Here is a 20,836-nt window from a genome sequence, read left to right as displayed (position 1 = left end):
AATGCTATGCGCAAAGCTTTTATATACGAATATTTAATTCAAAAAACATAAAAACCCCCGCAGGAATCCATTTGTGCCTGCGGGGGCAGTCCTGGCAGAAACCGGACGGATCACTGACGCTGGTAAACCAGCCCGCCGCCGCCCTCTTCCATGACCAGTTTGTCGCCCTTGACCGTCAGCGTCAGGCGCTGGAACGGCTGCTCGCGCACATAGTCGATATCGTCCACGGCAAAGGCGCTCAGGCGCTGCCCGGCACGATCCGGGGCAAGGTCGAACCACTGCAGCGGTGCCTTGCTGCCCTCGCGGCGCAGGCCGGCGCGGGCCCAGGTTTCACTGGCCGGCATTTCCACCATGGCATCGCCGGCGCGGTCGCTGACGGCGGTCGCCGTCTTGCCGGATGCACTCTCGAACGTCACTTCCACCCCGCGCATCGGCCCGACGCCCGGCATGCCGACGATGGCGACCCAGTAGCCGTCCTCTGCCGGTTTGCGTACCCGCATTTCCTCATCGCGGAACGGCCGGAACACCGGGTCCTTGTCGGTGCTGGCGGTCTGCAGAACCACCTTGCCCGCATTCACCCGCCAGCTGCCTTTTGCGTACTGGTCCATCGCGCCATAGCTGATGGCCCACTCGAAACGGCCATCGGCCTTCAGCAGCAGTTCCGATCCCATCTCGCGCACACCCTGCAGGTAGTAGTGCCCTGCCAGCGCCTTGTCCGCCTTGCCCGCCTTGCCCGGCCCGGCGGCCTGGGCCTGCAACAGCCAGCCGCTACAGAGCAGTGCAGCCATCAGTGCCATTTTTTTCATGATGCCATTTTCCTGATCCGGTCAATTTCCCCGCATGGTACGTCCTCCCCGAACGGCAGAGCCAGATCTGCAGCCGGAATGTCACGGTGACCGCCCGTGCCCACCCCGAGGCATGGGGCGATGGCACCGGGCGGTCCCGTCTCCGGCATCAGGCGCTGGTGCTGATCTTGATCAGCAGGCTGCCGCGGTTGTCCTTCAGGCCCATGCCATAGCGGCCATCGAGGTCATCGTTGATGCACAGTTCAAGCAGGCCGGCAGCGCCCTGCGGAGCACTGGCCGCGTTGCCGACCAGGAATACCCGGCCGCCGATGCGACCGACCAGCGCACCCTCGGGCGCACCGGGCAGTGTGTAGCCGGGCTTGGCGATCAGTCGCGGATCGCCGGTACCGGTGCAATTGCCGGTTCCCGGGCTGGCATACCAGTTGCCGCTGACATAGTTGATCGAGGTCGTCTGCGTTCCGGTGACCTGCACGCCGGTGCTCTGCCATGGCTGGGTCGCCAGCACGGTCACCTGCACCGGATAGAGGATATTCGCGGCCAGCAGGGTCTCGTCGGGCGAGAAGCCGGCGCCGGTCAGGGCGTGGCTCAGTTCCGGACGGCCGGTCTGCGGATAGACATTCGGATTCAGCAGGATGCCGCCGAGATCCAGCGCGCTCAGCCCGGAGTAATTGACCTTCAGCGCCACGGCGATGTCATCGACCGGATAGCCGAGGTTGTGCAGGATGATGGCGGCGGCCAGGGCGGTCAGTTCCTCGCCATAGACCTCGCGCAGGGCCAGGGTCAGTACCTCCGCGCCAATCGTGCGCGGATTGATCACTCCGGCAGCATGGCCGGCGCAGGCCAGTTCGAGGTTGAGCACGGCCTGCTGTGGTGTGGCGCCCTGCTGCTTCTGGGTCTGCAGGGCGGCGATCAGCGACGGGTCAAGGGGATTTGCCATGATGATTCCTTGGTGGGAGGGAAAAGAGTCGGGGACGGGTCAGGCCTTGCCATAGGCACTCACCAGTGCGGCGAGCAGTGCCGGTGCGGACAGCGACGGAAAGGCGGCTTTCAGCCCCTGCCCGGTTGCATCCGGCGGATAACCGGCCTGCTGCATGGCGATGGCCATGGCCGTGCTGTCGGTATCCGGATAAGCCGCAATCAGCCGCCGTCCGCAGGCTGCGCCATCCAGGTGTTCACTGAAGGACTGGGCGGCCAGTTGCGCCAGCGTTGCCTGTACCGTCACCAGTACGGCTGCACTCCAGATCCCCGGCACTTGCCGGCTGGCGGCACTGTCCGGCAGGCAGGCAACGAACAGCGTATAGGTGCCGAAGCTGACCGGTGGCGGCAGCTGCAACTCGGCCTGCGATGTGCCGCTGGCGTCGACCTGCTGGCAAACCGGTTTGCCGACAGGGTCGAGCAGGGTCAGCAGATAGCGCTGTACGCCGGCCACGGCCGTCCAGCGCGCGGTGACCGTCGTCCCGCTGCTGCTGGCCCGGACTTGCCCGGGGGTGCCGAGCCGGGTCCAGATCTGGACCGGGCTGTCATCACCGGGGATGGCGGCAGAACCGGCACTGGCGCCCAGCGAGAACGCATAGTCGCCGGCCGGCTGATCGGCATCGAAGCGCCACGGCAGGGCCAGCGCCGGTGCCTTGACCGGTTCCGGCGGCAGGCGCTCGCCGTTGCGGGACAGGCGGAGCAGATAGTCGGTGGCACCGGCCACGTCATCCCACTGCAGCAGCAGCGTGACGTTCGGTCCGATCGTGCCACCGGTCGGCGTGACCAGACCGGCGCGCAGCAACGGGGTCTGCAGCTTCGGCATCGACACCAGGCTGGCATCGCTGGTGAAGTCACCGAGGCAGGCCATGACTGCCATGCTGTAGTTGCCGGCCACCGCCTCTGCCCCGACCGGGAACGAGGCCGAAGTCTGCATGAAGCTCAGCGACACATCACCCAGCACCTTGCCGGCCGGGTCCCGCCACTGCACCCGGTAGCCACTGGCATTCGGCGCACTGCTCCAGCTCGCCTGCACGACGCCATTGAGGTAACTGGCGCTCAGTCCTGCCGGCGGCTTCGGGTTCTGGCCCGGTGTCGGCGGCGGCTGCGGGTCCTTGTTGTGAACCAGATAGCCGTCGGCGTAATAACTGTGATTGCCGTCGAGCACAAAGTTGTACAGCTGCAGCCGGGCGTCGGCCCGGGTCGCCGTCAGCGTCCGCAGTTCGGTGACGCTGCCGTCCTGCCGGCACAGCAGATCGCCTGCCTGCAGCAGCCCCACGGCCAGACCCGGGATTTCTCGCCGGGTAGCCAGCGGATCGAGCGCGCACCAGCCGGCACGGGTCATGAACGGATGCTCGGCGGTGACGAAGTGGCGTCCCCGGTTCAGCGCATACAGATGGCGCGAGCCAAGCCGTGGCGAGTCGAGACCCAGCACCCGGTTGTGCGCACCGTCGGCGCCAAGCAGCACATCGCCCGGGCAGACCGATTCGATCGGGCACTGGACACCATCGGCCAGCGTCACCAGGGTGCCGGCGATAAAGCACGACTTGCTGGTGCTGTGGGATACCGCGCCGCCAACGGCAGCGATCGACAGCGCCGAGATCACGCCTCCCGCCGCTGCCAGCGCGGTGGCGCCGGCCTCGGTGGCCGCGCTGACTGCCCCGTCGGCCAGGCCCTTGCACACCAGACTCAGTGCATATTGCGCAGCCTGCTTGCCGGCCATCAGCGCCAGAAAGGTGGCCACCGCTTCGCTGTTGTTCATCAGCCCGGTGACGAATGACTCGGCGGCGCCGGCCAGCGCATCGGTGATGGCCGCCGGCAGCGCCTGCATCGACAGCGAGTCCGGCAGCGGAAAGGCCACGGCTTCGGGAAATTCAAGGTGGGCAAATTCGACCCCGGCGGCGGTCAGCCGATACGTGCCGTTCAGCACCAGATACAGCCCGTCGCTGCGGGTCGAGAATGACGGCGAGATCCTGAAGGTCGACGCCAGCAGTTCCTTGTTGACGAAATCGGCCAGCGCCCCGCAGGCGGAACGGTTGCGGTTGGCGATTTGCTTCATCTCTTCGATAAAGTCGATCGCCTCGCTGACAAAGTCGAATGCCGGCCAGTTGTCGACCTTGAAGCCATCCTTCCTGCTGTAGGAAAAGCCCAGTGTCGGCGGTGTGGTGAACATCGGCGGAAAGGTCTGCGCAGACGACAGCGTGCCATCGATCTTCAGCTCGCTGCCCTGGCTCTTGCGCCCCCTGACCTTGACGTCGATGCCGAAATCTTCCTGGAAGAACAGCAGGCTGCAGCCAAAACCCATTTCGCTGCCGTCGACGGTATCGAACGAGAACACCGGCCCGCCGCCTTGCTTGCCACCGGTTATCTGCAGGATGTAGATCCGGATCGGATCGGCCAGCTGTATCGTCGCACTGACGCCCTTGCTGGCGATCCGCACGTCGCCGATGATCCGCAGCGTGGACAGCAGGGTGATGTCGAACACCGAATGGATATGGAAGCCGGGCAGATAGGTGATCTTCTGCGTCGGCACGGCCACCGGCAGCTGCCCCGCGGCCGGGCAGTTGAAGCCGCTGACGTCGAGCGGCATCGGACCGCTGTTCTCGTCCTGGTAATACAGACAACTGCCATCAAGAAAGGTGATGTCGATCAGATCGTCCGGCCAGTGAAAGTGCGGGATCGAGGCATGAAACAGGTCGCGAATGGACAGGTCCTGGTCGACCGAGACGGCCGCCAGCAGCGGCGTGGTGTCCTGCAGATAGATCTGCCCGCTCAGCTTCAGGTTGGCATAGTCGATGCTGCCCTGGACCCGGTACAACCCGGTCGCCTTCACCGGCGGCCTGGCCTTGCTGTCGGAGAAGGTATAGAACACGCCGAAAATCAGCTTGCGGAATGTGACCCCGAGCATGGCGCCATAGAACGGCTTGTCGATCTCGTGGCCGGGATCGCTCGCGCTCAGGCAGGCCTTCAGTGTCCTGGCGTTGGAAACCACCATGCCGTCGAAGCCATAGGCCTGCCCAAACAGCGCCAGTTCCAGCTTGCCGCTGATCGCATATTCGGCGTCGGTGGCGAAACGGTACTGCAGTTTCAGCTGCCGGAACGCAAACAGGCCCAGCAGCCGGATATCGGGCAGGATCGCGGTATAGATCGTCTGCCGCAGCGCCTCGCCGGCGCTCAGGGTATGGCTCAGGGTGCCGGACAGCGAAATGTCGGCCTGCGGCGTGTCGCCTTCCCGGTAGCCGACCTCGATCAGGCTGTTGAACAGGTCATTGCCCTTGAGCCGGATCGTCAGCCAGAAGCTGCTGGTATCGACCACCGGGCCGGACACGGCAGCCACGCTGGCCGGCAGCATGCTCTGCGGAAAGACGTCCAGCAGGGTCTTGTCACCCGGCGTTGTGCCACGGTGAGAAAAGGTGAAGAAGCCGGCATCCTGCACATACAGCGCGTTCTCCGGCAAGCCGGTGCCAAACGCCTGATTCAGCAGTTTGAAGACGTCCAGATTGTCGCCATCGACCCGGTCCCGGGTGGCCGGCATGTCGATGTAAATCAGGTAATACTCACCCGCCAGGTCCAGCCGGCACTGCATCGTGCTGTTCAGCTTGCCATCGAACAGGGTGCACCCGTCGAATCTGGCCGCGATCTGGAATTTCATCTGCGAAATGGCATCGGATAGGGAGGGCAGTCACGGTAAATGGCAGGCAGCCGGCTCGAATTCCGTCCCGGCGGCCCCCGTCGCAGCGGAGGCCACCGCCGACGCTCGTCCGGCAAGACGCCCGGGCGGCCCGGTCCGGGCGCCGGACCGGCAGCGGACGCTCAGGGTGTGGTCTTGAAAGTCTGGCTCTTCGGATCGTACGTGCCTTCCGACACCACCACGTTCAGTTGCTGCACCACATCGCCGGCCACCTCGGTCAGCAGCGACTTCGGCGGCGCCACCGCCACATAGATTTCCGCCGAACTGCCGACGGCCACCGCCAGCAGGTTGTCCAGCACCGTGCCATCCGGTTTCAGCGAATCGACATTGAACAGGAAGGGTGCGGTGGCAGTCGGCGTGCTGGACGGCAGTTTCAGGTCCACCGCATAGCTGTCCGTCCCGAGTTGGAATTTCACGTTCACATTCGCCTGAATACTCATCACTGCTCTCCGGGGGCAAGGGTTGACCGGTCGCAGGATAACAACCTGTGCACGGCATGAAACACGATGAAAAGATCAATTGTCATATATTCATAGCAGCCACTATTCACTTAGCAATCTTTTGTTTGCTTTTTTTATTCCACCGGCAACGGGAGAACCGCCAGCCCCCCGCCACCCTGCTACGATACGGGCCGTTCCCATCCCCGCCCCTTGCCATGACCACCGCACGCCAGCAGGCCGAAACGCTGTTCCACACCGGCAACCAGCAGATGGAGGCAGGCGACGATGCCGGGGCCGAGCGCAGCTTTCTGCTGGCGCTGGCGCAGGACCCCGGGCTGGCCGAGGCGCATGCGAACCTGGCCTACCTGCACGAGCGGGCCGGCGATGCGGCAGCGGCCGAAGCCCGTTACCGGCGCGCCCTCGCCCTCAGCCCCGACTGCCTGCAGATCGCGCTGAACCTGGGCAGCCTGCTGCTGGACGGCAAGCGCTTTGCCGAGGCGGAAGCCATCGGCCGGCAGGCGCTGCAGATCGCACCGGGCGAACCGGCGGCATGGTCGAATCTGGGCGTGCTGCTGGCCTGCATGAAGCGGGAAGACGAGGCCGAGCAGTGCTATCGCATCGCACTGGCACTGGATGACGGCTATGACAAGGCGCGCTTCAACCTCAGCTACATCCTGCTGCGCCAGGGCCGCTTCGACGAGGGCTGGCGCTGTCTGGAGGCACGCAACTGGTACGAGTACCTGAACCGGCATTTCACCTTCCCGCGCTGGCGCGGCGAAGCACTGACCGGCAAGTCACTGGTCATCACCATCGAGGCCGGCCACGGCGACATGATCCAGCTCTGCCGCTACGCCGCGGTGCTGAAATCCCGGGGCGCCAGCCGCATCGCCATCATCTGCCACCCCGGCCTGACCACCCTGTTCCGCAGCCTGCAGGACGTCGACGCGGTGTTTTCCATCACCGGCGAGCTGCCGAGCAACGGCTGGGACTACTGGTCGCCGCCGCTCAGCCTGCCGCGGCATTGCCGGACCGACCTGGACAGCATCCCGGCCCGCATTCCGTATCTGGCTGCCGATCCGGCCGGCATCGAAGTCTGGTCACGGCGGCTGTCGACCACCGCACGCCGCGTCGGTCTGGTGTGGAAAGGCAGCCCGGGCTTCGAGAACGACGCCGACCGCTCGCTGCCGTCCGTCGCCCTGCTGGCGCCGCTGGCCTCTGTGCCCGGCATCCAGTTTGTCAGCCTGCAGAAAGGCCGTGGCGAAGACGAGATCGCCGGCGCCCCGCTGCCGCTGCTGCCGCTTGGCGGCGAGCTGCAGGACTTTGCCGAAACCGCAGCCGTGGTGTCGGCGCTGGACCTGGTGATCAGCGTCGACACCGCCGTCGCCCACCTGGCCGGCGCGCTGGGCAAACCGTGCTGGCTGCTGTTGCCGGACTACCGCACCGACTGGCGCTGGCTGACCGAACGCACGGACACGCCGTGGTACCCGACCCTGCGCCTGTTCCGCCAGCCGGCAGGGGGCGGCTGGGAACCGGTGATGGCAAGGGTCGGGCAGGCGCTGCGGGAGTGGGTGGCGGGTTGAGCGCTGAATGGAAAAAGAGCGCCGAAGCGCTCTTTTCAGACTGTCCACAAACCCCGTCCGCGAAGAACGGACGAGCGAAGCGAGGTTTCCCCGCGGCGGCGGGGACGGAAGGGGCAGGACTCAATCAGGCAGACTGCCGTGTTCACGACCGATCCTGTCAGTCGGGCGTGCACCGACGCCACTGTGAACGTCGGTGCCCACCTTTATCAGCAGTCCGGGAGCGCCGAAGCGCTCTTTCCTGTTCTGCAAGACCATCCGGCTGGCGGATTACCACTTGTCCTTGTCGCCGGCAAACACGTTTTCGGCCTTGTGCGGCTTCTTCGCGACGGCTTTCTTCTCCGTGCCGTTACCGGTCCCGGCAGCAGCGGCTGCCTTCGGTTCCGGAGCCAGGTCGCGCAGTTGCAGCCCGCCGGGCGGGATCTGTTCCAGCGGCATGCGCACGTTTTCCAGATGGCCCTGCGACATGGTCGGTGTGACCTTGTCGATCACCACTTCGCAGCAGTCATACTCGGTCCGGCCCAGTGATTGCCCGGTCTGCGGGTCCTTGATCTCCTGGCCCAGCGAGACCAGCGCATAGCGGGCGCCTTCGCGCACCGACTGGCCGCCCTGGCTGAGGATTACCCGGTTGCCTTCGCGCGAGGCGACGGTAATCGGGAAGGTCCGCACCAGGATGGCGCTGACCACCCGTTCGACCATCTGGCTTTCCATGCTCTGGCGAACCGGATCGGCGCCGCTGGCGTTCAGCCGGCCGACATCGCCCTTCAGCATGCTGGACAGCTGCACCTGGCGGCTGGCGACGTTGATCACCCGCTGCGACAGGGCCCAGTTGCCCGAGTCCTTGCCATAGGAGAACGCGTTCAGCTGACCGGTCCAGACCAGATCGGCGCTGATGGCCTGGCTCATCTTCGAGCGCTCCGCCGACGGCGTCTGCCCGGAACCGATCATTTCCAGTTCCTGCTGCACGTCGTCGGTCAGATCGCGTTCGAGCACGGTAAAGCGACCGGTATTGGTCAGCGCGTTGAGGATCTGCTGACGGACTTCACTCGCGACCCTGGCCGACGGCACCGGCTGGCCGGCCACCTGGAACGACGCGCTGTCGACATGCACCGGGCCGACCACGATGCGCAGGCGGTTGCTGCTTGCCGGCGCGGTGAACCTGGCGATGGTCGCCTCGATCTGCGCGCTGTAGCTCTTGCCCATCAGGCCGGGCTCCTCGAGCTTGACCAGCTTGAAGCCGGTCACCACGCCGCCGGACTGCTGGCTGACGTACTCGGCGAACGCGTGCGCGCTGAGCTGCTCGGCATCCTTGCCGCTGGCCACGCTGAGCACGGCCTTGACCTGCTCCGAGCTCATGTCCATCGACACGCCGTTGACCTGGCGGATCGCCAGTTTCAGCGCTTCCTCGACCGCTTCGGCCGGGCTTGCGCCCAGGCCGGTGGCGGTGGTGGTCACACTGCCCACCTTGCCGGCATCCGGCATCGGCTGCGCCGCGCTGCCCTGGGCAGACGGGGAGGCGGTCGCCTTGTCGGCGGCCTCCTCTTTCGGCGAGCAGGCCAGCAGACCCAGCATCAGGCTGCTGGCACCGATCACGCGTAGCAATTTCATTCAGCCTCCCCTGTCATTCGCAGTGATTACAGTGCCTTGGTGGCATCCTTGGGCACCGGGATGTCATTGCTCTTGGCGAAGCTGATAGCCTGGTTCAGGGTGTTGTACAGATTCTTGCTGTTGCCCGGGAAGCTGGTGATGATGTACGAACCCGAGCTGAGCTTCGGCAGGTCCATCGGCGATGCGCTGCTCAGTGCCGACTTGAAGCCGTCGAACTGCTTGGCCATGCCGGCATACTTCAGCAGGCCCAGACCCAGCGAGCCCATGCCTTCGGCGTAGGTCTTCTTGGCCTGCGCGTCCAGGGTCACGCCCTGTGCCTGCTGGCCTTCGCTGATTGCCTTGGCAACCTTGCTCTGCACCGAGTCGGCCTTGGCCAGGTTGTCCTTGGTCGCACCCGAGGTCAGCGCATCGGCTTCGGCCTTGGCCAGGGCGGCGGCATCCTTCGCGCCGAGTGCCAGGGCCATCTTCGACTGGGCCATCAGCACTTCCTTGTTGGCGGCAACGTACAGCTCGACCAGCCTGGTCTGCTGGCCGATCAGGTCGCCACCGCTGTTGCTGCTGCCGCCGAGGCTGGCAGCGCCCTTGACGGCGTCGAACATGCCGGCGTGGCTGAGCGGGGCCAGGGCAGCAGTGGCCACGGCGAGGACGATAAGGGATTTGCGCATGCTCGAATCACTCCTGAGTAAGGTCGGGTAAAACTATTTGATGAATTCGGTGTTTCAGCGGAGGCCGGCGTTGGTCATCTGGCTCAGCAGCTCGCGCGCCACGGTGTCGGCGGCTTTTTTCAGCGCGTTGACCTGGGCTTCTTCCTCGGTCGGGCCGAGGCCGGCGACCTGGATCGGGCCGACTTCGGCGCGGGTTTCCGGGATGGTGTCGCTGGCGTCCAGCAGCTTGCCGGTGGCAGCGACCGACACCCGGTACATGCCGGTGGCCGGATCGGTGTCGGGCAGGCGCACATCCAGCGTGCCGTAGGCGATGTACGGCACCTGGGCGTTCTGCAGACCGGCGGCCACGTCACGTTCGGTCTGCGGTTGCAGGTCGTTGCCGGACTTGAAGTCGGTTTCGACTGCCTTGATCTTCAGCTTGCCCTTGCTGTACGGCTCCAGGTAAGCAGCGTCGACCACCTTGTAGCCGGCACCGGCGAACACGCCGTTGAACACGCTTTTCAGATAGTTGCTCGGGAAGATCGCGTAGGTCTTCCTGGTTGCCTTGCGCGTGGTGCTGCCGCCGGTTTCCACCGAGGCCCGGTACTGGGCCGAATTGCGGGTGGCGCGACCCTGTTCCTTGATCTCGGCGGTCGCGTATTCACGGTTGGCGAAGCTCTGCGCGGTATCGGTCTGACGCGACACGAAGATGAAGGTCAGCTTGGACTTCTGCCCGCCGCCGTTCTGCGCCACGGCCGAGCCGGCCTTCACCGCATTGTTCAGTTGCGACACGTTCAGCGTGGCGCGCACGGTCACGGTGTACTGGCCCATGTCCGGACGGTCTTCCTCGCTGAGGATGGCGGTTTCCAGCACATAGCGTTCCGGATCGGCCTGCACCTTGTCGCGGATGGCGTCCAGGTTCTGCGACTGGGCGTCGCCGGCTTCGGCGTAGTACTTCTCCACTGCCCGCAGCTGGGCCTGCAGCACTGCGCGGGCCTTGACCTCGGGGGTGACCTTGCGGCCGAACAGCGAGCTTTCATATTTGACAGTGGCCTGGCCCTTGGCCGTCGCCGTGGCCGCCATGGCCTGGATTCCGGTCAGCAACATCAGGCTGACGAGAAGGAAACGAATCATTTGCATGATTTCAGAAGCTCCTGGGTCGAAGTGATCTGTTTATTGATGCCCGAGGTGTCGGTCGCCGAGCTCAGCCAGTCGGTCCTGTTGCCGGCCAGGTTGTCGGAAAGCTTGGCAAACAGCCCCTTGATGGCATCGTGGTAGGCGGGGAAGTCGTCGACGCTGCTCTGCGTCACCGGCACCAGCTTGACTTCACCGTTCTTGAAATCGGCGTTCAGGTAATGCTTGCCGGATACCGGCTCCTGGATGTCGACATGGGCGTAGGCGCCATAGATGTAGCTGGCACCGGCAGCGGATTCGCCGCTCTTGATCTTGCGGAAGCGCGGCACGTCCAGCGCGATGGTGTAATCGGCCTCGGGCAGCTTGAGCATGAACACCTCGCCGTCGGAGATGCGCATCGACATCACGTTGCCAATTGCATAACCCTTCGAGTACGGCAGCAGTGGCACGCCGGTCTTGCTCGACAGGTTTTCCGCAAACAGATCGGCCAGCCAGGTCTCGGCGTCACCGGGGTTGCGAGTCAGCATCTCGGGCAGCACGGCACGTGCCTCGTCCGACAGCTTGACCTGGCCAACCTGCAGATAGCGCGGCACATGCTCGGGAATGGTGGCCGCGCCGACAATGTCGACAAAGCGGTTCAGGATGCCCGGCTTGCCCTGGTCGCCGTAGTACAGCGTGCTGAAGCGCGCCTGCATTTCGGCATTGCCCGGCATGTGGTCGATCACGTCGAGGTGGGTGAAACTGAACGGATAGGCGCGCAGCACCGACATGGTCTTGAAGTCGAAGAACATCGCCTGGGCGCGAACCTGGGTCAGCAGTTTCGCCACTGAGCCGAAGCGTTCCGCTGATACCGTTTCCCCGGTGATCAGCAGTGCGACGACGATGGCCTGGTCCTGGCCTTTCAGCGAGGTCAGGCCGGTCTGGTTCAGTTCAAAGTGCGCCGGCTTGCTGCTGGCCAGCGCCGACGACAATTGCGCGTTCAGCGTCAGGCCAGCAGCCGTCCGGGATTTCTCCAGCTTCAGGCTGTGCGGAAAGCGCTGCGGAATGGATTTGCTGTCGCCGGAATAGGCAATGCCGGCAAAGGTGACAGTAGCGGCGGAGGCTGTGGTGGCCAGACAGAGCAGGACCACGACCGAGCAACTCGACAGGATTTTCTTGATCACGGAATGGGAACCCAGGTGGCAATACCGGACACGCAGTCCGGAGCCCCGGGCTGTTGCCGGTCGACGTCAGTGACATCAGATCAGCAACAATGACAATATGCTGAAACGGCTATTGTTAATTTTCCATCGCGATAATATACATGAATGTCATTATTTTCGCCCGGATTTTTATCGCAATTGAATGATGTCCAGCATGGCCCCCGCCCGCGCAGCCTCTGCGACGCGGGCGGGGGGCGCAGCCCGGATTCACTGGCTGATGCTGAGGGTCGACACGCCGACGCCATTGCCCTTGCCGATGCGGATCTGCACCGGAATGCGTTCCTTCATCGCCTCGACATGGCTGATGACGCCGATCATCTTGCCGCTCGCATTCAGGCTGTCGAGCGCATCCAGCGCGATCTCCAGCGTCTCGCCATCCAGCGTGCCGAAGCCCTCGTCGAGGAACAGCGAATCGATCGAGGTCTTGTGGCTGACCAGATCGGACAGCGCCAGCGCCAGCGCCAGGCTGACCAGAAAACTCTCGCCACCGGACAGCGTGCGCGTATCGCGGGCCACATCGCCCTGCCAGGTATCGACTATCTCCAGCTCCAGCTCGCCACCGTGCCGGCGCCGCAACTGGTAGCGACCGTGCAGCCGCAACAGTTGCCGGTTGGCCAGATGAACCAGGTGGTCCAGCGTCAGCCCCTGGGCAAACTTGCGGTACTTGTCGCCGCGGGCCGAGCCGATCAGGCCATCCAGTCGCTGCCACAGGTCGACGTCGTCGGCCTGGGCGTCGATCTGCGCCAGCAGCGCCTGCTGGCTGGTCCGGCGTTCGTCGTCTGCTGCCAGCAGTGCGCGAATCTCCCCCTGCCGCTGCGCGACGGCGCGGCGCTGTTCGGCCAGCCCGGCCAGTTGCTGTTCCAGCGCCTCGCGGGTCAGTGCTGTCGGCGACGCGGCGTTCAGCGCGTCGAGCGCCTGCTGCGCGGCCTGCAGCAGGGTGTCGGCTTCCAGCCGCTCCTGCTCCAGCCGCGACTTGATGTCCTGCAGGCGCTGGCGCTGGTCATCGTCCAGCAGCGCCGCGCGGAAGGCGGCGGCATCGTCGAACGGGCTGGCCGCCAGCGCCAGTCGCCAGCCGGTATCGGCGCCGGCGACCTGCCGCTGGTGGGCAATCAGGTCGGCGTCCAGCTGCTGCTGCCGGCCATGCAATTGCGCCAGCGTCTGCTGTGCGTCGTCGATACCGGCCACGCAGCGGGCCAGATCGGCAGCCGGATCGGCCACCTCAGGCAGCGGGACGGCCTCGCCCATGCCGAGGGCGTGCCAGCGCTGCTGCCAGTCCTGCGCCTGCCGGGCAGCCGCCTCCGCCAGCGGCTGTTGCCGCAACAGTGCGTCTTTCAGCGCCTGCAGGCGTTCCTGCCCCTGCTGCCACTGCGCCCATTCGGCCTCGCGACCGGCCAGCCATGCCGCACTGTCGGCCGGCAGCGCGTGGCCGAAGCCGGCCAGCGTTTCCGCCAGTGCAGCCTGCTGGGCCTCCGCTTCCTGACGGCACCCGGCCAGTTGTTGCCGCAATTCGTCATCCTGCTTGTCACCGGCGGCCAGCGCCTGCTGCGACAGTGCCAACTGCTGCTGCAAGCCGGCCAGTGCCTGCGCCTGGCGATGACAGTCCTGGCGCGCGGCGGTCAGGGCGGCCTCGGCACGGTCGAGTTCGCTGACGGCGGCGGCGGCGGCAGTCAGCGCGTCCTGCTGCCGCTGGCTGCGGGCCTGCAGCGCGGCCGCATCCAGCCAGTCGTCGTCGCCCAGTTCCCATGCCGCGGCAGCGGCCTGCCAGCCGGCGGCCAGTGCATCGGCATCACGCACGGCCTGCGCCTGCTGGATCTCCAGCTGTTCCAGCTGTGTCGCCAGCCGGCTGATGCGTCCGGTCAGCGCCTGCCCGCGTTCGCGCAGCGCTTCAAGTTCGGTGCGCTTCTGCGCCAGGGTCAGCCGGGTCTGCGACGGATCGATGGCGTGATAGGCGGCAATGGCCGGGTGTTCATGCGCCCCGCACAGCGGGCAGGCGTCTCCGGGACGCAGGCCGGTACGCAGTGCTTCCAGACTCTGGATGCGCTGTTCCTGCTCCAGCAGCGCTTCCTTGTCCGTGATCTGCTCCTGCACATTCTTGTACGCCAGCCGCAGTGCGCGGCGTTCGTCGTCGAGCTGCCGGTGTTCCTGCTGCAGTTGCGTCTGCTGCTCCTGCCATTGCCGTTGCTGCGCGGCCAGCTTGCGCCGCTGTGCCGCAGTGGCTGTCAGCTGTTCGAGCGCATGCACGCCCTGTTGCTGCCGCTGCCAGTCGGCGCGCAGCATGGCGGCATCCTTGCCGGCCAGTACGGCAAGGCGATGCGCCCCGGCCCGGGCGTCGGCATCGCGGGCAGCCGTCAGCGCCAGACCGGCCTGCGCGCACTGCGCCTGCTGGCGCTCGATGTCCTGCGCCAGCGCCTGCTGCCGCGCAGCCAGTTCGTCCCGTGCGGTCTGCAGCCGGTCGTGTTCCGTCTGCAGCCGGGCCAGCGCGGCGAACTGACCGCGCCAGCCGCCCAGTTGCTCGCCCAGCCGCGCATGCTGCGGATGGGCGGCCAGCGTCTGCTCCAGCGCCTGCCGCTGCTGCGTAATGGTCTCCAGCCGCTCGCGTTCGGCAGCGGCGAGCTGCGCTGCCCGCGACCGCGCCCGGCCATGCAGGTCGAGCCGTTGCCGTTCGCTGTCCTCACGCTGGCCGGCCAGGGCCGCCAGATCATCGCGGGTACGCTGCCGCGCGGCTTCGGCCTGGGCCAGCGCGGCCGCCAGCGGCCGCAATGCGTCGGCCGGCCCGGCTGCCGCCAGTCGTGCCAGGTCGGCGCCAGCATCACGCCAGGCAGCTTCCGCAGCCTGACGACGCGCGGCAGCGGCATCCCGGGCCTGTTCGGCCTGGACCAGGTCGGCGCACCATTGCCAGTGCGCCTGCACCGTCGCCGCTTCGGCCGCCAGCGCCGTGTCACGTTCGCCCAGCGCTGCGGTTTCGGCCTGCAGCGCGGCGCGGGCCTCGTCACCGAGCAGGTCGACACCGTCGGCACGCGCACGCAGCTGCTCCAGCGCCAGCCGGGCGTCACGGGTCCGCTCGAACACCCGCTGCGAAATCTGCCCGTAGATGTCGGTACCGGTCAGTTCTTCCAGCAGCTCGGCGCGTTCGTTGGCACTGGCGTTCAGGAACGCGGCAAAGCCGCCCTGCGCCAGCAGCATCGACTTGGTGAAGCGGCCGAAGTCCAGTCCGGTAATGGCTTCGATCCGCTTGAGCTTGTCATTGATATGCGTGGTCAGGATGGTGCCGTCGCCATCGGCCAGCTCCACCCGTGGCGACTGCAGCGCCCCGTCGGCGCGGTCGCGCGAGCGGCGCTGGCTCCAGAATGCGCGATAGCGGGCACCCTTGACCTCGAATTCGACCTCGGCCAGGCAGTCGGCGGTATGCCGGGTCATCAGTTCATTGCTGCCGGCCGACACGGTGTCGAGACGCGGCGTCTTGTGATACAGCGCCAGGCACAGCGCATCGAGCAGTGTGGTCTTGCCGGCGCCGGTCGGTCCGGTAATGGCGAACAGGCCGTTGTCGCGGAACGGCTCGGCACTGAAGTCGATGAACCATTCGCCCTTCAGCGAGTTCAGGTTCTTCAGCCGCAGGGTCAGGATCTTCATGCGGCGTCCTCCCGCAACCCGGCGACGATCTCGCGGTAGCGCCGCTCAAGCCGGTTTTTCAGTTCATCACTCAGGGTTTCGCCCTGCAGCCGGCGGGCGAACACGTCGTCCGGCGTCAGTTCGTCCAGGGTTTCGCTGGCTTCGCCGGTCAGCGCGACGGCGGCGCGGTCGCGTTCACGGCGAATGCGCAGCACCTCGACCGGCAGGCCATCGGTCAGCGCGTCGATGCGGGTCTGCAGATCGGACAGGTAGTCGTCCTCCCGCACCCGGACTTCCAGCCAGACAGGCCGTTCGGCGTCGCCGTGAGTCGACGCGTCGCGGATGGCGTCACCGAGTTCGGCCAGCGAACCGGCCACGCTGAGCAGGGCCTGGAAGCGCGGCACCGGCAGCGGCGTCACCGCGCGCAGGCCGCTGCCGTCCAGTTCGACCAGCAGCACTTCCTTGCCCTGCCCGGCCTCGTCGAAGCCGAGCGGGATCGGCGAACCGCTGTAGCGGACATGTTCAAGCCCGCCGACTTTCTGCGGCCGGTGGATATGGCCAAGGGCAATGTAGTCGGCCGGCGGAAACGCGCTGGTCGGGAAGGCATCCAGCGAACCGACGTAGATTTCCCGTACCGACTCGCTGGCGCTGGCGCCGACCGTGGTCAGGTGGCCGGTAGCGATGATCGGCAGCGCGTCGCCGCGCGCCTCGCGCAGCCGGCAGGCCTGCGCATGCAGTGCATGGTAGTGGCGGCGGATGGCATCCTGCAGCGACAGCTGCTTGTCTTCGGCACTCTGCCCGGCCTGGCTTTGCAGCACGTCGCGCGGGCGGATGAACGGCACCGCGCACAGCAGCGCCCCCGCCTCGCCATTGCGCTGCGGCAGCAACAGCACCTGGGCTTCCGGCAGCCCGCCGGCACAGGGGATTACGTGCGCGTTCAGCCGCGCCAGCAAGGTCCGGCTCTCGCTCAGCGTCGCCACCGAATCGTGGTTCCCGCCCAGCAGCACCAGCTGCGCGCCGGTTGTCGACAATTCGACCACAAAGTGGTTGTACAGCTCGCGTGCATAGCTTGGCGGCGCGCCGGTATCGAACAGGTCGCCGGCCACGATGACGGCATCAACCTGCTGTGCATCGACCTGGCCAATCAGCCAGTCGATAAAAGCCAGATGCTCGGCCTGGCGTGTCTTGCCCATGAAGTGCTGGCCAAGGTGCCAGTCGGAAGTGTGAAGAATTTTCATGTCAGCCTGAAAAAATACTGTCTCGCGGCAGGTCGGCAAAAACGTGACAAATCAATATGACCGTCGACCAAAAAATCAATTGCTTATATCCTGTCGCCGGCCACGGCAGGCCGGCATTATCCGCTGTATCGCCAATGCCATGTACCGGTACGTGCCGACCCCCACCAGAATTGACGAATCGCATGAAACGCAGATTGCCTGCACGCTTGTCCTCACCGCGCTGCCACCCGCTTGTGCCGCTGGCCCTGACCGCCCTGCTGTCCTCCCCGCTGCATGCCGAGCCGGCGCCGCCCGCGGCGGCCGGCCACGCCGCAACCGGTGCCGATACGCCGTCGCTGACGCCGCTGACAGTGAGTGCGCGACGGCGCGAGGAACTGGCGCAGGAAGTGCCGGCGCCGGTCAGCGTGGTCGACGGCGCCACGCTGGAGGCCCGGCGCATCGACCGGATCGAGGATATCCAGCAGCTCCTGCCCAGCACCAGTGTCGCCTTTATCAATCCGCGCCAGACCAGCATTGCGGTACGCGGGCTGGGCAACAACCCGGCCAATGACGGACTGGAGGGCAGTACCGGCCTCTATCTGGACAATGTGTACCTGAGCCGCCCGGGCATGGCGGTCTTCGATCTGCTCGATATCGAACAGATCGAGCTGATGCGCGGCCCCCAGGGCACGCTGTTCGGCAAGAACACCACGGCCGGCGTACTGAACATCAGCACCCGCCGGCCGGATTTCACCCCGGAGCGCAGTCTGGAGATGTCGGCCGGCCAGCACGGCCGGGTCCAGGCCCGCGCCATGCTGTCCGGGCCGCTGACCGATGAGGTGGCGGGACGGATCGTGGTCTATCGCTCGCAGGACGCCGGCACGGTGACCAATCTGTACAACGGCGACCGGCTCAACGGCGGCCACCGTGACGGCGTGCGCGCCCAGATGCTGTTCACCCCCGATGACAGTTTCAGCCTGCGGCTGATTGCCGACTACAACGCGGAGAAATCCAGTTCCGGCACCCAGGTCATCTACAGTCTCGGCCCCGGCCTTGCGCTGCGCCGGGCGATCGCGGCCGGCGCCACCGGCATCGTCAGCGACCCGACGCGCTATCAGACCAATATTGATGAAACACCGCGCATCGAGGTCGAACAGGGCGGACTGTCGGCCGAGGCCAACTGGCTGTTCGACAGCGGTTTCCGGCTGACCTCGATCACTGCCGGCCGCTTCTGGAACTATGACCCGGTCGCCACCGACGAGCTGAACGTCAAGGTGCTCGACAACGGGGTGACGGTACGCAACCGCCAGTTGTCACAGGAACTGCGGCTGGCCTCGCCGGCCGGAGGCCGGTTCGACTATGTGGTCGGTGCGTTCTACATGCAGCAGCGGCTGCGCAACCGGCTGTCGCTGTCGTTCGGCCCCGCCGCCGACATTTTCCTGCAGGGCGCGCCGACCGGCCTGCTCGCCAGTGTGAGAAGCGAAAACCCCGGCCAGCAGGACACCAGCAGTTATGCGCTGTTCGGCCAGGGCACCTGGCATGTCAACGACCGGTTCGACCTGAGCGCCGGCCTGCGCGCCAGTTATGAGCTGAAGGAGGCACGCGTCACCCGCGACAGCCCGGTCGGCGGTTCCGCCCTGCTGGCGCCGATCCGCAACCAGCCGGGCCTGCTCGGTGCCTACGACAGCGGCACCCTGCGGCTGGAGCAGTGGAGTCCGTCCGCGCTGCTGAACGCCAGCTACCGGCTGCGCCCTGACCTGCTCGGCTACATCACGCTGTCGCACGGCGAGAAGTCCGGCGGCGTCAATCTGACCGGCCCCGGCACGGCGCCGGGACCGCTGGGCCCGGACTCGCTGCTGGTCGGACCGGAACGGGTCAACAATCTCGACCTCGGCCTGAAAAGCACGCTGTGGGACCACCGCGTGCTGCTGAACGCCAATCTGTTCTGGGCCGAAGTCCACGGCTACCAGACCACGACGCTGGTACCGGTCAGGAGTCTGAGCGGCGCCTATGTGCAGGTGCTGACCAATGCCGGCGATGTCCGCACCCGCGGCGCCGAGCTGGACCTGCAGCTACTGCCGCTGCGCGGACTGACGCTGACGCTGAACGCGTCGCTGAACGATGCCCGCTACCGCCGCTACGACAATGCCCCATGCCCGGCCGAGGTCAACATCCCGTATCCGAACGCGGTCTGCAGCCTGAGCGGTCGCCAGGTCGCCGGCGCGCCGCGCTGGATCGTCAATCTGTCAGGGGAATACCGGTACCGCTGGTCGGCGGATGTGCAGCACTACCTGAGCGCGGCCTATGCATGGCGCTCGGGTCAGGACGGGACACTGGACGGTTCGGTCTATTCGCGCATCCCGGCCTATGGCCTGCTCGACCTGGCCACCGGCTGGCGCCTCGGGCATGGCGCTTCGCTATGGAGTCTCTCACTCTGGGCACGTAATGTGCTCGACAAGCGCTACTTCCCGGCCGTCGCCGCCACAGCCAACGGGGCATACACCGCGTCGGTCGGTACGCCGCGCACGCTGGGCGCCACCGTACGCTACGATTTCTGAACCATGACCAACATCATGTCCCCACTCCCGGGCTGCTGATCTTGACGTTATCCACTCTGCAGATCCTGATGCTCGGCGCCCCCGGCATCGCCTTGCTGTTCGCCAGCGGTTTCCTGTTCGCCTGGCACACCTCGCGCAGCGAACGCCATCTGCTGCACCTGGCCGGCAGCTATGCGCTGTTCGCCGGCGGCATGTCCATGCAGATCCTGGCGGTGCCGGGCGATCTGTCGCTGAACGCCATGCTGTCGGTCACGCTGTACACGCTCAGCGCCCTGCTGCTGGCCGACGGGGCCCTGCGCCGTGCGGGCCGGCATCTGCCGCTGCCACTGGCCATCCTGATGCTGGCGGGGATGGTCGGCGCCACCTATGTGCTGTGCTATGTCACGCCGGATCTGACCCGGCGCGTCCGCCTGCACAACTTCGGCTTCTTCATTCTGTTCCTGCTGACCGCGCTGCAGCTGTATCCGGCATCGCGGCGGCGACGGATCGACCGGGCGGTGTTCTGGGTGTTTCTGGCTTTCGCGCTCGGCTTCATCCCGCGCATGCTGCTGGCGCTGAAGCCGCTGTCGCCGCTGCCGGACCAGTACGGCCATTCGCCGTTCTGGCTCACGCTGCAGATGTCATTGCTGATTTTCAGCGTGCTGCTGGCGCTGACCCTGCTGACGGCGATGATGCTGGACCGGATCGAGCTGCTGAGCCGCGAACGCGACCAGGATGTGCTGACGCGCCTGCTGAACCGCCGCGGCTTCGACAGCCAGGCCACCCATCGTCTGCGGGACCCCGGCTTTCACCCGGTCTGCGTCATTATCTGTGACATCGACCACTTCAAGCGGGTCAACGATGCGTTCGGCCATGCCGCCGGCGACGCCGTGCTGGAGACCTTCGGTACGCTGGTACGGCACCGGCTGCGGCCGGACGATGCCGCCGGTCGCATCGGCGGCGAGGAATTCGCCATTCTGCTCGCCAACACCGATCTGGACGGCGGGCTGGGCTTTGCCGAGCGCCTGCGCGCCGAGTTTGCCCAGAGCACTTTTCCGCTGGTGCCGGCATCACGGCAGATCACGGCCAGCTTCGGCGTGGTGACCTGCCATCCGTACGAAACGCTGGCCGACAGCCTCGCCCGTGCCGACAGCCTGCTGTACGCAGCCAAGCATGCCGGTCGCAACCGCACCGTTTTGCAGCCCGCCTGAGAAAAATCCGGCACCGCAGCGGTGCATGAGCAGCAACTCATATTGCGATTTGCGCGGCTAGAGCATAGTATTTACTCACATTTTTCACTGGCATTTATGCGAATTGCAAAACGGTTCGCTGCGCATGACCAGATTCCCAGCATTAGCCCTCATTTCCGTGCAATCCACGGATTGACTGCTTGTCGGAC

The 20,836-nt window shown here is 66.0% G+C and carries 14 protein-coding genes; 4 read left to right on the top strand and 10 right to left on the bottom strand.

Annotated elements, in window-relative coordinates; all coding sequences use genetic code 11:
- Positions 1-110: 110 nt before the first annotated feature.
- The 4 genes from DFO50_RS08640 to DFO50_RS08625 form a co-directional block, all read right to left on the bottom strand.
- Positions 111-806, bottom strand: coding sequence for a hypothetical protein (locus DFO50_RS08640; RefSeq protein WP_107889630.1), 696 nt, complete (start codon positions 804-806; stop codon positions 111-113).
- A 148-nt stretch (positions 807-954) separates the two neighbouring features.
- Positions 955-1,743, bottom strand: coding sequence for a hypothetical protein (locus DFO50_RS08635; protein WP_028499637.1), 789 nt, complete (start codon positions 1,741-1,743; stop codon positions 955-957).
- Positions 1,744-1,782: 39 nt separating this feature from the next.
- Positions 1,783-5,430, bottom strand: a complete 3,648-nt coding sequence (locus DFO50_RS08630; protein ID WP_112692343.1) for a Hint domain-containing protein — start codon at positions 5,428-5,430, stop codon at positions 1,783-1,785.
- 161 nt (positions 5,431-5,591) lie between these two features.
- Complete coding sequence (locus DFO50_RS08625) at positions 5,592-5,885, bottom strand: hypothetical protein (RefSeq protein WP_169735651.1); 294 nt, start codon at positions 5,883-5,885, stop codon at positions 5,592-5,594.
- 239 nt (positions 5,886-6,124) lie between these two features.
- Between DFO50_RS08625 and DFO50_RS08620 the strand changes: the two genes are divergently transcribed.
- Positions 6,125-7,489, top strand: a complete 1,365-nt coding sequence (locus DFO50_RS08620) for a tetratricopeptide repeat protein (protein ID WP_112692342.1) — start codon at positions 6,125-6,127, stop codon at positions 7,487-7,489.
- Positions 7,490-7,756: 267 nt separating this feature from the next.
- Here DFO50_RS08620 and DFO50_RS08615 read toward each other — a convergent pair whose 3' ends face one another.
- Entirely contained in the window at positions 7,757-8,689 is a 933-nt protein-coding gene (locus DFO50_RS08615; protein WP_373280392.1) for a CsgG/HfaB family protein, read from the bottom strand.
- Here DFO50_RS08615 and DFO50_RS19980 point away from each other — a divergent pair.
- Positions 8,591-9,085: a hypothetical protein gene (locus DFO50_RS19980; RefSeq protein WP_374755038.1), complete on the top strand. Its 495-nt coding sequence runs from the start codon at positions 8,591-8,593 to the stop codon at positions 9,083-9,085. The genes DFO50_RS08615 and DFO50_RS19980 overlap by 99 nt on opposite strands.
- Before the next feature lie 35 nt (positions 9,086-9,120).
- On the opposite strand, the gene DFO50_RS08610 is transcribed toward DFO50_RS19980, so the two are convergent.
- The 5 genes from DFO50_RS08610 to sbcD all read right to left on the bottom strand — a co-directional run bounded on the left by DFO50_RS08610 (position 9,121) and on the right by sbcD (position 16,921).
- Complete coding sequence (locus tag DFO50_RS08610; protein WP_107889625.1) at positions 9,121-9,759, bottom strand: hypothetical protein; 639 nt, start codon at positions 9,757-9,759, stop codon at positions 9,121-9,123.
- 54 nt (positions 9,760-9,813) lie between these two features.
- Positions 9,814-10,878, bottom strand: a complete 1,065-nt coding sequence (locus DFO50_RS08605) for a hypothetical protein (RefSeq protein ID WP_028499641.1) — start codon at positions 10,876-10,878, stop codon at positions 9,814-9,816.
- Positions 10,869-12,035: a hypothetical protein gene (locus tag DFO50_RS08600; protein WP_199489780.1), complete on the bottom strand. Its 1,167-nt coding sequence runs from the start codon at positions 12,033-12,035 to the stop codon at positions 10,869-10,871. Before DFO50_RS08600 ends, DFO50_RS08605 begins: the two co-directional genes overlap by 10 nt.
- A 246-nt stretch (positions 12,036-12,281) precedes the next feature.
- Positions 12,282-15,704: an AAA family ATPase gene (locus DFO50_RS08595; protein ID WP_112692340.1), complete on the bottom strand. Its 3,423-nt coding sequence runs from the start codon at positions 15,702-15,704 to the stop codon at positions 12,282-12,284.
- Positions 15,701-16,921, bottom strand: coding sequence for an exonuclease subunit SbcD (gene sbcD, locus DFO50_RS08590; RefSeq protein WP_112692339.1), 1,221 nt, complete (start codon positions 16,919-16,921; stop codon positions 15,701-15,703). The genes DFO50_RS08595 and sbcD overlap by 4 nt, the downstream gene beginning before the upstream one ends.
- A gap of 182 nt (positions 16,922-17,103) precedes the next feature.
- Between sbcD and DFO50_RS08585 the strand changes: the two genes are divergently transcribed.
- Positions 17,104-19,458 (top strand): TonB-dependent receptor, encoded by a 2,355-nt coding sequence (locus tag DFO50_RS08585; protein ID WP_112692338.1) that lies wholly within the window; start codon positions 17,104-17,106, stop codon positions 19,456-19,458.
- A gap of 41 nt (positions 19,459-19,499) precedes the next feature.
- A complete protein-coding gene (locus DFO50_RS08580; RefSeq protein ID WP_028499646.1) occupies positions 19,500-20,648 on the top strand; it encodes a diguanylate cyclase in 1,149 nt (382 codons plus the stop codon).
- The last annotated feature ends 188 nt before the right edge of the window (positions 20,649-20,836 follow it).

This window comes from Microvirgula sp. AG722 (genome assembly GCF_003269145.1).
GTDB classification, from domain to species: Bacteria; Pseudomonadota; Gammaproteobacteria; order Burkholderiales; family Aquaspirillaceae; genus Microvirgula; species Microvirgula aerodenitrificans.
This window is presented reverse-complemented; position numbering and strand designations above follow the sequence as displayed.

Bases quoted from the DNA above. Each gene is read 5' to 3' on its own strand.
- DFO50_RS08640 (WP_107889630.1), bottom strand. From the start codon at position 806: ATGAAAAAAATGGCACTGATGGCTGCACTGCTCTGTAGCGGCTGGCTG.
- DFO50_RS08635 (WP_028499637.1), bottom strand. From the start codon at position 1,743: ATGGCAAATCCCCTTGACCCGTCGCTGATCGCCGCCCTGCAGACCCAG.
- DFO50_RS08630 (WP_112692343.1), bottom strand. From the start codon at position 5,430: ATGAAATTCCAGATCGCGGCCAGATTCGACGGGTGCACCCTGTTCGAT.
- DFO50_RS08620 (WP_112692342.1), top strand. From the start codon at position 6,125: ATGACCACCGCACGCCAGCAGGCCGAAACGCTGTTCCACACCGGCAAC.
- DFO50_RS19980 (WP_374755038.1), top strand. From the start codon at position 8,591: ATGCACCGGGCCGACCACGATGCGCAGGCGGTTGCTGCTTGCCGGCGC.
- DFO50_RS08615 (WP_373280392.1), bottom strand. From the start codon at position 8,689: ATGGGCAAGAGCTACAGCGCGCAGATCGAGGCGACCATCGCCAGGTTC.
- DFO50_RS08610 (WP_107889625.1), bottom strand. From the start codon at position 9,759: ATGCGCAAATCCCTTATCGTCCTCGCCGTGGCCACTGCTGCCCTGGCC.
- DFO50_RS08605 (WP_028499641.1), bottom strand. From the start codon at position 10,878: ATGCAAATGATTCGTTTCCTTCTCGTCAGCCTGATGTTGCTGACCGGA.
- DFO50_RS08595 (WP_112692340.1), bottom strand. From the start codon at position 15,704: ATGAAGATCCTGACCCTGCGGCTGAAGAACCTGAACTCGCTGAAGGGC.
- sbcD (WP_112692339.1), bottom strand. From the start codon at position 16,921: ATGAAAATTCTTCACACTTCCGACTGGCACCTTGGCCAGCACTTCATG.
- DFO50_RS08585 (WP_112692338.1), top strand. From the start codon at position 17,104: ATGAAACGCAGATTGCCTGCACGCTTGTCCTCACCGCGCTGCCACCCG.